The organism is Pseudomonas sp. SZ57 (assembly GCF_009495975.1).
Taxonomy (GTDB): domain Bacteria; phylum Pseudomonadota; class Gammaproteobacteria; order Pseudomonadales; family Pseudomonadaceae; genus Aquipseudomonas; species Aquipseudomonas syringae.
Window position 1 is genome coordinate 500620 of sequence record NZ_WIBD01000002.1, and the last position, 14648, is coordinate 515267.

The following is a 14648-nucleotide window of genomic DNA, read 5'->3' on the forward strand; positions in this document are numbered from 1 at the left end:
CTGCTTATTTAACACAAGGAATTTTCCATGATCGATTCACGCACCGCACCTTACGCCGCTTTTGTATTGCGTCTGGCACTGGGCCTCATGTTCATCGCCCACGGCCTGACCAAAGTATTGGTCTTTACTCCGGCAGGTACTGCTGGCTTTTTCGAATCCATTGGCTTTCCAGGCTTCCTTGCCTATCCGGTTATGGCCTTCGAAGTGATCGGCGGTTTGATGCTGGTACTGGGGGTCTACGCCCGCTGGGTTGCTGCAATCGCTGTTGTTCAACTGTTTGCCGCCGCCACCGTGCATTTCGGCAACGGCTGGAGCTTCACCAATGCTAACGGTGGCTGGGAATATCCGATCTATCTGTCCGTCACAGCGCTGGTCCTCGCTCTGCTGGGTGATGGTGCTTTTGCTGTGAAATCTTCCAGAACGCAGTGACAGGCACCTCTCGATGCTCGGCCCAAAGACAACGATCCAAGGGTCGAGCATCATCAATTGGAGAAAATCACATGAAGTCTCGTGCTGCAGTTGCATTTGAACCTGGCAAGCCGCTCCAGATCGTCGAGATCGACGTCGAGCCGCCACGCAAGGGCGAAGTGCTGATCAAGATCACTGATACCGGTGTATGCCATACGGAGGCTTTCACACTTTCGGGCGATGATCCGGAAGGCCTGTTCCCGGTAGTACTGGGCCATGAAGGCGCCGGCATCGTCATCGAAGTAGGCGAAGGCGTGACCAGCGTGAAAGTCGGTGACCACGTCATTCCGCTGTACACCGCCGAATGCGGCGAGTGCCTGTTCTGTAAATCGGGCAAAACCAACCTGTGCACCGCTGTGCGCGCCACTCAGGGCAAAGGCGTGATGCCGGACGGCACTTCACGCTTCTCCTACAACGGCCAAACCCTGTACCACTACATGGGTTGCTCGACCTTCAGCGAGTACACTGTTGTCGCTGAAGTTTCTGTCGCGAAGATCAATCCAGACGCCAACCCCGAGCACGTCTGCCTGCTCGGCTGCGGCGTGACTACCGGCATTGGCGCGGTGCACAACACGGCCAAAGTCCAGCCTGGCGACACAGTCGCGGTATTTGGCCTGGGCGGCATCGGTCTGGCGGCGATTCAGGGTGCGCGTCAGGCCAAGGCAGGACGCATCATCGCTATCGACACCAACCCTGCCAAGTTCGAACTGGCCCGTTCGTTTGGCGCTACCGACTGTGTGAATCCAAAAGATCACGAACAGCCGATCCAGCAGGTGATCATTGAGATGACTGGCTGGGGTGTCGACCACTCCTTCGAATGTATCGGTAACGTGCATGTGATGCGCGCTGCGCTCGAATGTGCCCACCGCGGCTGGGGCCAATCGATCGTCATTGGTGTCGCCGGTGCCGGTCAGGAAATCTCGACACGTCCCTTCCAGCTGGTCACCGGCCGTACCTGGAAAGGCTCAGCGTTTGGCGGCGTAAAAGGCCGCAGCCAACTGCCGAAGATGGTTGAAGACGCGATGAAAGGCGAGATCGAGCTGGCACCTTTTGTCACTCACACCATGGGCCTGGAGCGCATCAATGAAGCGTTTGACTTGATGCACGAAGGCAAGTCGATCCGCACCGTCATCAAATACTGATGTCGTCCACTGTTCCGGGGCAGTTGCCATAGAACCTGTTCCAAGTCACCCCTATAGCTGGAGGTACACTGTGAGCGATGTAAAACTTCACCCTGCGCTGGATAACGGCATCAAATCCGCTGCTACCGACTTTGCAGGCGGCACTCTGCAGTGCCTTTGCCCGACCGACAAGGTTGAGGTCAAAGTCGATGCTCAAACACTGCATAACCACGCCTGCGGTTGCAGTAAATGCTGGAAACCAGCGGGCGCCAGGTTTGCCGTCATCGCGGTAGTCAATCGCGACAAAGTCAGCGTTACCGTCAACGCAGCCAAACTGACCATCATTGATGCAAGCGCTACCATCCAGCGTCACGCCTGCAAAGAATGTGGTGCCCACATGTATGGTCGCATCGAAAACCAGAACCACGCGTTCCACGGTCTGGATTTCGTGCACACCGAACTGTCTCCTCAGACAGGCTGGGCTGCGCCCGGCTTTGCCGCGTTCGTCTCGTCGGTCATTGAAACGGGTACGCCGCCAGCTGAAATGGACGGCATTCGCGAACGTTTCAACACGATGGGTTTGCCAACCTACGACTGTCTTTCCCCGGCACTGATGGATGCCTTGGCAGCACACGTAGCGAAGCAAAATGGCGTTCTTCAGGCGAGCTGAGATAATCCCTGGCGGGCATCACCCACCTTACCAAGCGTGGTGATGGCTTATCCGGAACGCATGCACTGAACCATACAGCACTCACAAAGCCCTCCTGACTCGAGGGCTTTGTCGTTTCCGGGGCGCGCTGCAGACCCGTTACAGAAATTGGCCATGCACCATAAAATACCAATAGAGCATAATTAATAACTTTATAAATCATAAAAACCTATATTAGCTTAGAACAAAAAAGAATTTTACAGCGCATAACCATAAGAATACGGTCTTAAGAAATCAGTGCTGAAGCACTGTGCTCGACTTGAAGAGGACCTTCCATGCGCCGTACACCACCTTCGACTTTCTCAGATGGATTCGTGACTCGGAGCACAATGCGATGACCCGGCGCCCGCTCCTCTCGCGCCTGCTGTTTACCGCCGTCACAGCCATTACCCTGCTCGGCTGCTCACCTTCCGGCCAGGACGGCCAGGCAGCCAAAACCCTCAAAGTGGCGTTCTTCAGAGACAACACCACGCTGGTCAGCCTTGATCCCTTTCAGGTTTACTGGCTGGAGCATCGGGTGGTGCTGCGCAATATTGCCGAGTCCCTGACCGATCAGGACCCGCAGACCGGCAAGATCATTCCCTGGCTGGCGGAGCGCTGGGAAATCAGTGACAACGCGCTGGAGTACACCTTTCACTTGCGCAAGGACGTGACCTTCAGCAACGGCACACGTTTCGACGCTCAAGCGGTGAAGACGGCCTACGACGCGGACAAGTCGTTCGCCGCACAATTGCCAGCCACCTTCGGCGCCACTTACCTCAAAGGTTACGACCATGCCGAGGTGCTGGACGACTTCACCATCAAACTGGTGCTGGCCCAACCCAATGCGGGCTTTCTGCAAGCCACCTCCACCACCAATCTCGCCATCCTGGCTCCAGAGTCCTACGCGCTCAGCGTCAAGGAGCGTTCGTTGGGCGCGATCATTGGCACCGGGCCATTCGTGCTGGAGCGCTACACGCCGGAAAGCGGTTTGCGCCTGATCAAGCGCAAGGGCTATGCCTGGGCGTCGGCCAATGCGCAGAACAAGGGCGAGGCGCATCTGGACGCGGTTGAGGTCAGCTACGTGCCGGAAGAAAGCGTACGTAACGGCCAATTCGTTCAGGGGCAGGTCGATATCCTCTGGCCGCGCAATCCGTTCTCCGAGGTGGACCTCAACCTGTTCAAGTCCAGGGGCGCGACCATTCAGAGCCGTTCGCTGCCAGGGCCTGCGCTGAACCTGTACCCCAACACGCGTGGCAATCGCATTCTTGCCGAACGCAACGTACGCCTGGCCCTGCAGAAGGCAATCGATCGCAAGACCTACGCAGCCACCGTTTACAACCCGCAATTCCCGGTGGTCTCCGGCATCTACGACGTCACCACGCCGTTTTATAAAAGCCAGGCCGACAAACTGGCCTACGACCCTCAAGGTGCAGAGCGCCTGCTCGACGCTGCGGGCTGGCAGAAAAACGCCGACGGCTATCGTTATAAAGAAGGCAAGCGACTGAAGCTGGCCTACAACCTGTCACCCACCGAAACCGCTGGCGATGTGCTGATTCAGGATCAGCTGCGCAAGGTGGGTATCGAGCTCAAGCTCAACGTAGTGACCACCGCCGAATGGGCTGCGGCCAATGCGGCAGGCAATTATGACCTGACGTCCACCTACATGACCCGTGCCGACCCGATCATCCTGCAGACCATCATCGACCCGCGCAGCGCCAATAGCTCGACACTGGCGACCAACCTTTACGCGCCGGAAACACTGCCCAAAGCCCTCGCGTTGTTCGACGCCGGGCTGACCGCGACGCAAAGCGAACAGCGCGCCCGGGCCTATGGCGAGTTGCAGGACCTGCTGATCGACGAAGGCTCTGCGTTCCCGGTCTACGAGCGGGTCTGGCAAGCCGCCACAGCGAAAAACGTACGCAATTTCCACTGGACGGCGGAAGGCTTTGCGCTGTTCAACGACATCGAGTTGGCAACGCCATGAGCCGCTATGTCCTCAGTCGCATCGCGCAAGCGCTGCTGGTACTTTGGGGTGCCTACAGCGTCACCTATTTCATTCTGTACCTGCTGCCCGGCGACACCCTGTCGATCATGCTCAGCGCCTCGGGTGTCGAAATCGACTCCCTGTCCGCGCAGGACCTCGCCAAGGCCAAGCTCTATTACGGACTGGACCGGGGCATCTTCGAGCAATACGTCGATTTGCTGTGGGGAGCGATACATGGCGACTTCGGCAACTCGCTGACGCTCAATCGCCCGGTGTCGGAATTGCTGATCGAACGCCTGCCTCAAACCCTGAGCCTCGCGGGGCTGGCCATTGTTCTGTCACTGATCGGCGGGATCGGTCTGGCGTATCTCACTGCCTACGTACGCTGGCAGCCCTTGAAAGTCGCCTTGTCACGCCTGCCGTCGCTGGGCTTCTCGGTGCCGGTCTTCTGGATGGGCCTGCTGTTCATTCAACTGTTCGCGTTCACACTTGGCTGGTTCCCGGCGACCGGCAATCAGGGTTTCTCAAGCCTGATACTGCCCGCCGTCACGCTGGCGATCCCCAGCGCTGCGGTGTATGCCCAGGTCCTGCAACGCGGCTTTCAGGGCGTCTGGAAAGAGCCCTACATCATCACCGCTTACGCCAAGGGCCTGACCCGCGGGCAGGTTCAGGCCCGCCATGCGTTCAAGAATGCTGCCCTGCCGCTGCTGACACTGATCGGCCTGCAGGTCGGCAACACAGTGTCCGGCGCGGTGCTGGTGGAGACCATTTTCGCGCGCGCCGGGGTCGGTCGACTTGCCCAGGAAGCCGTGCTGCGCCAGGACATCCCGGTGGTACTGGCCATCGTTGCGGTCTCCGCAGCTGCGTTCGTCGTGGTCAATCTGATCGTTGACCTGCTGTATCCCGCGCTGGATCCGCGCATCGCCCATACGCCAAAGGTCTCCTGAAGCCATGACTATTTTCGACAACCGCCTTGCGCGCCTGGCTCGCCTGGTCGCTTCCAGTGAAACCATTGCGGGTAAAACCGCACCTGCCGTGCAGTGGCGGCGGCGCAGCAGACTGAGTCGGACCATGCAAGCAGCCAGGCCGTTGTTGCGGCGCCCGGGTTTTCTGCTGGCCGTGGCAATCGTCGCCTTTGCGCTGCTGGCCGCGCTGGCACCCAACCTGCTGAGCAGCTACGCACCTTATGCCACCTCGCCTGCCGACAAGCTCACCGCGCCCAATGCCGCGCACTGGTTCGGCACCGACGAGCTGGGCCGTGATCTTTATACCCGCGTGGTGCATGGCTCCAGCCTCTCGGTACAGGCGGCATTGCTGGCGGTTGGCATCGCCATGGCCGGCGGCCTGAGTCTGGGGGTGATTTCCGGTTTCGCAGGCGGGCGCATCGATGCGGTGATCATGCGCCTGATCGATGTATTGCTGGCCCTGCCCGGTCTGTTACTGGCGCTGGCGATTGTCACAGCCATCGGGTTCGGCACCCTTCCGGTGGCCATTGCGGTCGGTGTGGGAATCATCCCCGGCTTCGCACGCACCACCCGCGCCGAAGTATTGCGCGTCAAGACCCTGCCTTACGTCGAAGCCGCGCGTCTGGGCGGTGCAAGCTGGACGCGAACCCTGCTGCGCCACATCCTGCCGAACGCCTGGGGGCCAGTGGCGGTGCTTGCCACGCTGGACTTCGGCGCGGCGATTCTGGCCACTGCCGGGCTGAGTTTTCTGGGTTTCGGCGCCGAACCACCGGCCGCCGAATGGGGCACGCTGATTGCCAACGGTCGTCATTTTCTGATGACTGCACCCTGGGTGTCGCTGTTGCCGGGGCTGTTCGTGGTCGGCGTGGTGTTCAGCTTCAACCACATTGCTCGCACGCTGGAGGAGACTCAACGATGACCGACACTGCTCAACTGATCGACATTCGTCATCTGAGTGTCGCCTACCGCTTCGATGGCCAGATCAATCAGGCCGTGCGCAACGTATCCTTCCAGGTCGCCCGAGGTGAAACCGTGGCGATTGTCGGCGAATCCGGGTCCGGCAAGTCGACGATGGCCAACGCCATACTCGGCCTGCTGCCGGACAACGCGTCCATAACCAGCGGCGAGCTGCACGTCGATGGCCATGATCTTGGCCATGCCGGCGAACGCGAGAAGCGGCGAATTCGCGGCGGCACCATTGGCCTTGTACCGCAGGACCCGATGGTCAGCCTCAACCCTACCCTGCGCATTGGCCGGCAAATCGCCGAAGCACTGATTCTGGCCCACGGCCGACGTTATCCGGCAGTGGATGCCGATGTGCTGGAATTGCTGCAGCAGGTCGGTCTGGACAAGCCGGTATTGCGTGCTCGTCAGTACCCGCACGAACTGTCCGGCGGCATGCGCCAGCGCGTGTTGATTGCCATCGCCCTGGCAGGCAATCCACGCCTGATCATCGCCGACGAGCCCACCAGCGCTCTGGACGTGACGGTACAACGCAAGATCCTCGATCATCTGCAACGTTTGGTGGCCGAGCGTGGTATTTCCCTGCTGATCATCACGCATGATCTGGGCGTGGCGGCCGACCGGGCCGATCGAGTGCTGGTGATGAACAAGGGCGAGCTGGTCGAACAAGGCCCCCCGCAACAGATACTCATCGCGCCTCGCCATGCCTACACACGTGCGCTGATCGCAGCAGCACCGGCGTTCGGGCAACGCAAGAGCCCGGCAACACCGCGCCCGGTAGCGAGCAGCGCCAGGCCACTGCTGACCTTGAACAACATCGGCAAGACCTATCGCCTGCCCTACGTAAAAGGCGAAGACACAGACTTCCAGGCGCTGCAGGACGTCAATTTCAAGGTGTATCCCGGTCAGACACTGGCCATCGTCGGCGAGTCCGGCTCGGGTAAAAGCACCGCACTGCGCATTGCGTTGGGTCTGGAGAAGCCCACCCACGGACGAGTTTTACTGGACGACCAGGATGTCACCGACCTGGGCTGGCGCGAATTCAGACCGCTGCGACGGCGTATCCAGTTAGTGCAGCAAAACCCGTTCGCGGCCCTTGACCCACGCTTCACGTTATTTGAAAGCATCGTCGAACCCCTGGTCTCGTTCGGCCTGTTCAAAGGCCGCGAACTGGAACAGATCGCACGCCGGTTGATAGAGCGAGTGCAGTTGCCCGTGGCCTATCTGGACCGCCTGCCGCGCGAGCTTTCCGGTGGACAGCGTCAGCGGGTTGCCATTGCCAGAGCGCTGGCTCTGCAGCCCGATCTGCTACTGCTCGATGAGCCGGTCTCGGCACTGGACGTGTCAGTGCAGGCACAGATTCTCGACCTGCTGGTCGAGCTGCAGGCTGAATCGGGCATCGCCTACGTGCTGGTCTCTCACGACCTTGCAGTGGTCGCCAGCGTTGCTCATCAGGTGCTGGTGCTCAAGCATGGCAAGACCGTCGAGTACGGGCTGGCCGAGGATGTTTTTGCCAGACCTGAAGCGGCCTACACCCAGGAGTTGATTGCCGCGATACCTGGCCGGCGTCTGGAGTTGCGAACAGGGACGCACTGACAAATACCTGGTCTTGCATCAATAGGTCGCACGACGCTTGGCATCCATAACGGCGGCGACTGCGTATATGCATATTCCTTATCGATATTTAAATTATTTTTTTAATAGCTATAGAGTTGCATCTTATGCAGCAAATGTTGCCGAAGCAGGACGCAGGCAAGACCCAGCTAACTTGCGCACCTGACCCGCATGTTCAGGCCGCATCAGCAAGAAGCCCTATTCCCCCACTTCGAGCACCCGCAATGAAAGGCATCAACCCCCTGTCGTTCCCAGCCCTGATGGGTTCAGCGCTGCTGCTGAATGCCGTCATTTCATTCCCTGCCCTGGCCGGACTGCTGGAAAAAGGTCGCGCTGACGGCCTGACCGCTGGCATCGCCAATGAACAGCCCTATGCCTACATCGGCCCCGATGGCAAAGCCACCGGGGCCAACGTCGAGATACTGCGGGCGATTCTCGAACCGCTGGGCATCAAGCAGATCGAGACGCCTATCACTGACTTCGGTTCGCTGGTGCCCGGCCTTGCAGCCGGTCGTTTCGACTTGATCGGTGCAGGCCTGTTCATCAACCCTAATCGCTGCAAAGTCATCGCGTTCTCCAACCCGGTGACACGCTCCGGCGGTGCGTTCATTGTCAAAACCGGCAACCCGTTGAACCTGCACAGCCTCAAGGACGTCGCCAGCAACGCCAAGGTGCGCCTGGCCACGCAACCTGGCAGCAATCAGGTTCAGGAAGCCAAAGACAGCGGTATCGCCAACAGCAACGTGGTGTTGTTCGACAAGGACACCGAGGCATTGGCCGCCTTGCAGGCGGGGCGCGTGGACGTGGTGTACTTTCCGGACGCCGAAGTCATCAGTCTGGTCAAAAAAGCCAACAGTCCGGACATCGAGCGCGCCTTGCCTTTCGAGCAGATTCCGGACGCCAGTGGCAAACCGGGCTGGAATTACCACGCCTACGGCCTGCCAAAAAACGATCCGGCTTTTGAACAGGCTTTCAACGAACAACTGGCCAAACTCCGGGCGTCGGGCGATCTGCTGAAAATTCTGCAGAAGTACGGCTACACCGAAAACGAACTGGCTGACCCGGCTATCACCGCCGCCCAACGCTGCAACCCATGACCTGCCCCGCCCCGCAAGGGCGCGCAGTAAACGGCCCTGACCCACACGAGTACGGCCATGCCTGTTGATGCTGCAACACTGGAAACCGCAGGTTTCATTGCCAGACAACTGGCCCACGGCGCCTGGATCACCCTGCAGATCACTGTGCTTGCCGAACTGTTGGTGCTGGTGCTCTCGTTTGTAATCGCCCTGATGCGCCTGTCGCCGTTCCGGGCGTTACGCTGGTTCGCCACTGTGTATGTAGAGGTGCTGCGTGGCATCTCGGCATTGGTGCTGCTGTTTTATCTGTTCTTCATTCTGCCGCTGTTCGGCATTCGTCTGTCACCCATGACTACGGGCGTGCTGGGGCTGGGCCTGACGTTTTCGGCGTATGGCGCGGAAATCATTCGCTCGGCACTGATCAACGTCAGCCAGGGTCAACGTGACGCTGTGCGTGCGCTGGACTTCGGGCCGATAAGCGCATTTCGGCGAATCATTCTGCCGCAGGCCCTGCCGTTCATGATCCCGCCGATGGGTAATCAATTGGTCGAGCTGCTGAAAACCACGTCACTGGTCTCGCTCATCACCCTCACCGACCTGACCTTTACCGGCAGTCAATTGATCACCACGCTGGGCCAGCAAACGCTGATCTGGAGCATCGTGCTGGTGTGCTATTTCGCGATGGCCTGGCCACTGAGCTGGCTGGTCAAGCGTTATGAGCAGCACGCCACCGCGTGGCGCACGGCCAGGGGATGAACGATGGAGTTTGATACCGCATTCGCCTGGTCGATTCTGCCGGAGCTGTTTCAAGGCTTGCTAGTGACCGTGCAGGTCGTGGTGCTTGGCTTCCTGCTCGCGGTGTTGCTCGGTCTGATCCTGGCCCTGACACTGCGCTCGCAGATAACCGTCGTGCATCGCCTGAGCAAAGGCTACCTGAGCTTTTTCCGCAATACGCCGCTGATGGTCCAGTTGTATGTACTGTTCTTCGCGCTGCCGCTGGCGGGCATCACCTTTCCGGCGATCACCACCGGTGTGATCGGCCTTGGCTGCTATTACGCGGCCTATATTGCCGAAGCGTATCGCGGTGCCATTGACGACATCCCGTCCGGACAGTGGGAAGCCGCACGCGCCCTGGATTTCACTCGTGGCGACACCTGGCGGCGCATCATCCTGCCGCAGGCGTTGAAACCCATGCTGCCGGTGCTCGGCAATTACCTGATCGGCATGTTCAAGGAAACGCCGCTTCTGGCGGTGATTACCATCCCTGAACTGTTTCAGGCGGCCAAACAGATCGCCGGCATGACCTATCGTTACAACGAACCGTACACAGTGATGGCGCTGATGTTTCTGGCGATCAGTGTGCCGACCTCGTTGCTGTTCAAATACCTGGAAAGGCGCAGCCATGTCTGATCTCGCACACACCGCAATCCCGTCCGTCACCACTGCGCAGATACAGCTGAAACACGTGGTCAAGGACTTCGGCCGCAACCGGATCATCGACCATCTGGACCTGAGCATTCCTCAAGGTCAGAAAGTCGCCTTGATCGGCCCAAGTGGCTCGGGCAAATCAACGGTATTGCGCCTTATCAAGGGCCTGGAAAACTACCAGCAAGGCAGCATAGAAGTCGCAGGCGAAGCAGTGCCCGCGCGCACATCCGGATGGCGCTGGCCTGGCGCACGCAAGGCTCCGGTGGAGCATCGGGTAGGCATGGTGTTCCAGCAGTTCAACCTGTTCCCGCACCTCACCGTGCAGGAAAATGTCACCGAAGCGCCGTTACGGGTACTCAGACTGACTCGCGAAGAGGCCCTTGAGCGCGCGCATCAATACCTCGGGCTGGTCGGGCTTGCTCACAAGGCCGATGCCTATCCGAGCCAGCTTTCCGGTGGTCAGCAACAACGCGTAGCGATTGCCAGAGCGCTGGCCATGCGTCCGCAGGTCATGTTGTTCGATGAAGTCACGTCGGCGCTCGACCCCGAGCTGGTCGGCGAGGTACTGGCGGTGATTCGCTCGATTGCCCACGAATTTCAGATGACCATGCTACTGGTGACCCACGAGATGAAATTCGCTCAGGACATCGCTGACCGGGTGCTGTTCATGGAGGGAGGCCGCATCGTGGCGGACGGCACCCCGAGCGAAATTCTGCTGAATCCGCAAAACGAGCGGACCCGAAGGTTTCTGCAGCGGGTGGAGCAGCGCTGATTGCCAGCGCCGCTCTTTTTGCAGGGTGAGACGTTTGAACTTCGCAACGATTTGAAAGTGGCGACCATCAGATCCGGAAGCGCGCAACCATGTCCTGCAGGTTGCTGCCCAGGCGCGCCAGTTCCACGGTAGACGCCGCGCTCTGCTCAGTGGCCGTGGCCGACTGATCGGCAATATCGCGTACGCTGATGACACTGCGATTGATTTCGTCGGTCACGGCGCTCTGCTCTTCAGCGGCAGCAGAGATCTGTTGACTCATCTGCTCGATGGTCACGATCGAATGAGTGATTTCAAGAAGCGATTCTTCGGCCTGGCGCGCCAGCGCCACGGTGCCTTCAGTACGTTGACGGCTGGCATTCATCAGCTCCGATGCCGCGCCAGTGCCATCCTGCAAGGACTTTATCAGCGCCTCGATTTCAGTCGTGGATGACTGTGTACGCTGAGCCAGCGAGCGCACCTCATCGGCCACCACGGCAAAGCCACGGCCCTGCTCACCGGCACGTGCAGCTTCGATCGCGGCATTGAGGGCCAGCAGGTTGGTTTGTTCTGCCACCGCCTTGATCACATCGATGACGCCGCCAATCTTGTCACTGTCCTGAATCAGGCGCTGCATGGCCTCGCCCAGTTGCCCCACTTCACCGGCAAGCTGGCTGATTTCACGCGTGGCGTGTTGCACCACGCTGCTGCCGTGGGCTGCACGATCACTGGCCTGTCTGGCGGCCTGCGATGCATCTTCAGTGTTCTGCGCTACTTCCTGGACAGTGGACGCCATCTGGTTCATGGCGGTCGCCACTTGGTCGACTTCCAGTTTCTGCTGAGTGACACCCGCGCTGGTCTGCTCGCTGACCGCTGAAAGCTCCTCGGCCGCCGTGGCAATTTGTGTCACGCCATTGCTGATACCGCCAATCAGGTTCCGCAGCGATACGGTCATGTGTTGCATGGTGTTTTGCAGCAGGCCCAGTTCATCCTGGCGAGTGGTGCTGAGGTCGTTGGTCAGATCGCCGTCGGCAATCCTACGCGCCGCGATCACAGTCGAATCGAGCGGACGGGTGATCTGACGGGTAATCAGGATCGCCGCGAAGATGCCCAGCAGCAATACGATCACCGCCACCGTGAGCAACTGGGTTACTGCACTGTCTTTTTCTTTATTGGCACTGACCACCTGACCCGCCATCAGCTTTTCGGTACTGGTGACAATGTCCACTGACTGCTGGCGAAGGCTGTCACGAATCTGATCACTCTGTTGCATCAGTTGCGAGATGGAGACCATCAACGACTTGTACTGTTGCAGCGCCGCAAGCGCCTCATCTACTGCCGGGGCTGCCTTGTTCGGCAATTGATTGCGCGCGCTGCTTACCTGAGCGATCAGCGAGTCGGCAGCGTCGAAGGTAATCTGCCTGTTTTCAGCGGTCGGGATACTGATATAACGGCGAAACACCAGGCGAAAGTTGGTCATGCCATTGCGCAGGTCGCCGGCAATCTTCACTTGATCGATACCGCTCTGATCCAGCGAACGGGAAACGTCGTCAAAAGTCTTTTGCAGCAGCGTCTCGAAACTTCCGCTGACCTGCTCGGAAATGGTAATCAGCGGCTGCATGGCCTGATCAATTTGCCGATTGTTATCGACCAATTGGCTGAACGTTTGTCTCAATACTCCCGCCTGATCGCGAATACCTCTGAGGATATCGGCGTTGGCCGGAACGGTCAGAATCTTCAGGCCTTCCTCGATGGTCTTGCCCAGGTTGTCGAGGGCGGCCGTGTAGCCCTGCGAATTGCTCGCGTCAGGCTTGGCGGTGTAGGTCTGCGCAGCAATTCTGAGGCTCAGCGCATCGGCCTTCACCTCAGAAACCCTGGCTGCCTTACCCAGCCGTTCGATCAGCAGGTTGGTGCTGAGGTAACCGATTGCGGTGACCGTCAGCACGCCCAGCAGTATCAGACCGAAGCCTACACTCAGCTTTTTGCTGACCTTCAAATTGTCCAGCCATGTCGACTTCATAAATTTTTCCTGGGGATTTATCGTGATACCCAAGGATCGACTGTTCGCGGAACAACTTAATAGTCGCGGCGATTGCAAAGATTGATCGAAGAGATAGCAATATGACATGAGCTTTTTTGGCACACCGTCAGGGCAGCACTTGCAGCCCCGAATACCTGGCCAAAGTCCGCCTTCAGGGTCACTCGGTCAGGGAGTTTCACAGACCTATAGCTACTCATCATTGTCGGTGATAGTAACCTTCGGTTTATTCGATTCGTTAATAACACCCCGTGCGCAACAGAATCCGCCCCATTCTTCACTATTGGCGGAACTTCCCATGCACCAGACAATCAGCCATCTGCGCTACCCTCTCACCGCCCTCGCCTTGATCGTCATCAGTGCCTGCGGCCGTGCGCCGGAAGCCACCAGTGCGCCTGGCGCAGCCAAGGTCAGTGTGGCCAAAGTACTGGAGCAGCCAGTCAACGAGTGGGATGAATTCACCGGTCGTCTCGAAGCACCTGAAACCGTCGAGGTGCGCCCGAGGGTCTCCGGTCAGATCGATCAGGTAGCCTTCACCGACGGCGCGCTGGTCAAGAAAGGCGACCTGCTGTTCCAGATCGATCCGCGCCCTTTCCAGTCGGAAGTCCGCCGTCTCGAAGCCCAGTTGCAACAAGCCCGCGCAGTCGCTTCGCGCAGTGACAGCGAAGCCCAGCGTGGTGAGCGTCTGCGCAGCAACAATGCGATTTCCGCCGAGCTGGCCGAATCGCGGACCACCTCGGCGCAGGAAGCCAAGGCCGGTGTCGCGGCCATTCAGGCGCAACTGGACCTGGCTCGACTGAACCTCAGTTTCACCCGTGTTACCGCGCCGATTTCAGGCCGCGTGAGCCGTGCCGAAATCACCGCCGGCAACATTGTTACCGCCGATGTCACCGCCCTGACCAGCGTGGTCTCCACCGACAAGGTCTACGCCTACTTCGACGCAGACGAACGCGTGTTCCTCAAGTACACCGAGCTGGCCCGCAAAGGTCAGCGCGGGCAGACCACGCCGGTGTACCTGGGGCTGTCCAACGAACCTGGCAACCCGCACCTGGGCCAGATGAACTTTGTCGACAACCAGGTCAACCCGAGGACCGGCACCATTCGTGGCCGCGCCGTGTTCGATAACGCCGACGGTGCGTTTACCCCCGGCCTGTATGCGCGCCTGAAACTGGTGGGCAGCGGCACTTACTCGGCCGTGCTGATCAATGACGAAGCAGTGGGCACCGACTTGGGCAAGAAGTTTGTGCTGGTCATGGACAAGGACAACAAGCCCGCCTACCGGGCTGTCGAGCTGGGGCCGAAAATCGAAGGACTGCGCATTGTGCGCAATGGTCTGGCCAAGGATGACACCATCGTCGTCAAAGGCTTGCAGCGCGTACGTCCCGGCCAGCCTGTGGACCCTGAAGTCACTCCGATGGCCAGCGCCGACACCCTCGCCGCACTGCTCAAACAACGCCAGGCCCTCGAAGCCAGCAACCTGCCACAAGTGGCGCCCAAAGCGGCCGTCAAAATCGCCAGCGCTGCCGCGCCGCGCGGCTAAGGGACTCGTCCG

13 protein-coding genes and 1 pseudogene are annotated in these 14648 nt (G+C 59.4%); 12 read left to right on the forward strand and 2 right to left on the reverse strand.

Translation table 11 applies throughout. From position 1 onward, the window contains the following. Window positions 1–27: 27 nt before the first annotated feature. The 11 genes from GE543_RS02320 (at window position 28) to GE543_RS02370 (ending at window position 11082) form a co-directional block, all read left to right on the forward strand. Window positions 28–429 (forward strand): DoxX family protein, encoded by a 402-nt coding sequence (locus GE543_RS02320; protein ID WP_046235266.1) that lies wholly within the window; start codon window positions 28–30, stop codon window positions 427–429. A 71-nt stretch (window positions 430–500) separates the two neighbouring features. Further along, a complete protein-coding gene (locus tag GE543_RS02325; RefSeq protein ID WP_153220496.1) occupies window positions 501–1610 on the forward strand; it encodes an S-(hydroxymethyl)glutathione dehydrogenase/class III alcohol dehydrogenase in 1110 nt (369 codons plus the stop codon). Between the two features lie 70 nt (window positions 1611–1680). Beyond that, complete coding sequence (gene gfa, locus GE543_RS02330; protein WP_003400750.1) at window positions 1681–2259, forward strand: S-(hydroxymethyl)glutathione synthase; 579 nt, start codon at window positions 1681–1683, stop codon at window positions 2257–2259. Between the two features lie 373 nt (window positions 2260–2632). After that, on the forward strand, window positions 2633–4264 hold the full coding sequence (locus GE543_RS02335) for an ABC transporter substrate-binding protein (protein WP_153220762.1): 1632 nt from the start codon (window positions 2633–2635) through the stop codon (window positions 4262–4264). After that, the gene (locus GE543_RS02340) at window positions 4261–5211 is read left to right on the forward strand and encodes an ABC transporter permease (RefSeq protein ID WP_153220498.1); all 951 of its coding nucleotides are present in this window, start codon (window positions 4261–4263) and stop codon (window positions 5209–5211) included. Before GE543_RS02335 ends, GE543_RS02340 begins: the two co-directional genes overlap by 4 nt. A gap of 4 nt (window positions 5212–5215) precedes the next feature. Further along, complete coding sequence (locus tag GE543_RS02345) at window positions 5216–6148, forward strand: ABC transporter permease (protein ID WP_153220500.1); 933 nt, start codon at window positions 5216–5218, stop codon at window positions 6146–6148. Further along, complete coding sequence (locus tag GE543_RS02350) at window positions 6145–7788, forward strand: ABC transporter ATP-binding protein (RefSeq protein ID WP_153220502.1); 1644 nt, start codon at window positions 6145–6147, stop codon at window positions 7786–7788. The genes GE543_RS02345 and GE543_RS02350 overlap by 4 nt, the downstream gene beginning before the upstream one ends. Window positions 7789–8030: 242 nt before the next feature. Continuing rightward, window positions 8031–8903: an ectoine/hydroxyectoine ABC transporter substrate-binding protein EhuB gene (ehuB, locus tag GE543_RS02355; RefSeq protein WP_103688632.1), complete on the forward strand. Its 873-nt coding sequence runs from the start codon at window positions 8031–8033 to the stop codon at window positions 8901–8903. Between the two features lie 57 nt (window positions 8904–8960). Further along, window positions 8961–9638 carry an ectoine/hydroxyectoine ABC transporter permease subunit EhuC gene (gene ehuC, locus GE543_RS02360; protein ID WP_003417258.1) on the forward strand — a complete coding sequence of 226 codons (678 nt, stop codon included), beginning with the start codon at window positions 8961–8963 and terminating at the stop codon, window positions 9636–9638. A 3-nt stretch (window positions 9639–9641) separates the two neighbouring features. Continuing rightward, window positions 9642–10292 (forward strand): ectoine/hydroxyectoine ABC transporter permease subunit EhuD, encoded by a 651-nt coding sequence (gene ehuD, locus GE543_RS02365; RefSeq protein ID WP_103688633.1) that lies wholly within the window; start codon window positions 9642–9644, stop codon window positions 10290–10292. Beyond that, on the forward strand, window positions 10285–11082 hold the full coding sequence (locus tag GE543_RS02370) for an amino acid ABC transporter ATP-binding protein (protein ID WP_153220504.1): 798 nt from the start codon (window positions 10285–10287) through the stop codon (window positions 11080–11082). The genes ehuD and GE543_RS02370 overlap by 8 nt, the downstream gene beginning before the upstream one ends. A 67-nt stretch (window positions 11083–11149) precedes the next feature. Here the strand turns inward: GE543_RS02370 and GE543_RS27725 are convergent, their stop codons facing one another. Both GE543_RS27725 and GE543_RS27730 read right to left on the reverse strand, forming a co-directional pair. Next, the gene (locus GE543_RS27725) at window positions 11150–12022 is read right to left on the reverse strand and encodes a methyl-accepting chemotaxis protein (RefSeq protein WP_371927084.1); all 873 of its coding nucleotides are present in this window, start codon (window positions 12020–12022) and stop codon (window positions 11150–11152) included. 33 nt (window positions 12023–12055) lie between these two features. Next, window positions 12056–13186, reverse strand: a pseudogene (locus GE543_RS27730) (methyl-accepting chemotaxis protein); the annotation flags it as partial. Between the two features lie 208 nt (window positions 13187–13394). On the opposite strand from GE543_RS27730, the gene mexE reads away from it, so the two are divergent. Further along, window positions 13395–14636 carry a multidrug efflux RND transporter periplasmic adaptor subunit MexE gene (mexE, locus tag GE543_RS02380; RefSeq protein ID WP_003411228.1) on the forward strand — a complete coding sequence of 414 codons (1242 nt, stop codon included), beginning with the start codon at window positions 13395–13397 and terminating at the stop codon, window positions 14634–14636. Window positions 14637–14648: the final 12 nt, after the last annotated feature.

What these genes read in the sequence shown, in the direction of transcription:
- ehuC (WP_003417258.1), top strand. Translation starts at nt 8,961, where the DNA reads ATGCCTGTTGATGCTGCAACACTGGAAACCGCAGGTTTCATTGCCAGA.
- GE543_RS02350 (WP_153220502.1), top strand. Translation starts at nt 6,145, where the DNA reads ATGACCGACACTGCTCAACTGATCGACATTCGTCATCTGAGTGTCGCC.
- ehuB (WP_103688632.1), top strand. Translation starts at nt 8,031, where the DNA reads ATGAAAGGCATCAACCCCCTGTCGTTCCCAGCCCTGATGGGTTCAGCG.
- mexE (WP_003411228.1), top strand. Translation starts at nt 13,395, where the DNA reads ATGCACCAGACAATCAGCCATCTGCGCTACCCTCTCACCGCCCTCGCC.
- GE543_RS02320 (WP_046235266.1), top strand. Translation starts at nt 28, where the DNA reads ATGATCGATTCACGCACCGCACCTTACGCCGCTTTTGTATTGCGTCTG.
- GE543_RS02340 (WP_153220498.1), top strand. Translation starts at nt 4,261, where the DNA reads ATGAGCCGCTATGTCCTCAGTCGCATCGCGCAAGCGCTGCTGGTACTT.
- ehuD (WP_103688633.1), top strand. Translation starts at nt 9,642, where the DNA reads ATGGAGTTTGATACCGCATTCGCCTGGTCGATTCTGCCGGAGCTGTTT.
- GE543_RS02335 (WP_153220762.1), top strand. Translation starts at nt 2,633, where the DNA reads ATGACCCGGCGCCCGCTCCTCTCGCGCCTGCTGTTTACCGCCGTCACA.
- GE543_RS02325 (WP_153220496.1), top strand. Translation starts at nt 501, where the DNA reads ATGAAGTCTCGTGCTGCAGTTGCATTTGAACCTGGCAAGCCGCTCCAG.
- GE543_RS27725 (WP_371927084.1), bottom strand. Translation starts at nt 12,022, where the DNA reads ATGCAACACATGACCGTATCGCTGCGGAACCTGATTGGCGGTATCAGC.
- GE543_RS02345 (WP_153220500.1), top strand. Translation starts at nt 5,216, where the DNA reads ATGACTATTTTCGACAACCGCCTTGCGCGCCTGGCTCGCCTGGTCGCT.
- GE543_RS02370 (WP_153220504.1), top strand. Translation starts at nt 10,285, where the DNA reads ATGTCTGATCTCGCACACACCGCAATCCCGTCCGTCACCACTGCGCAG.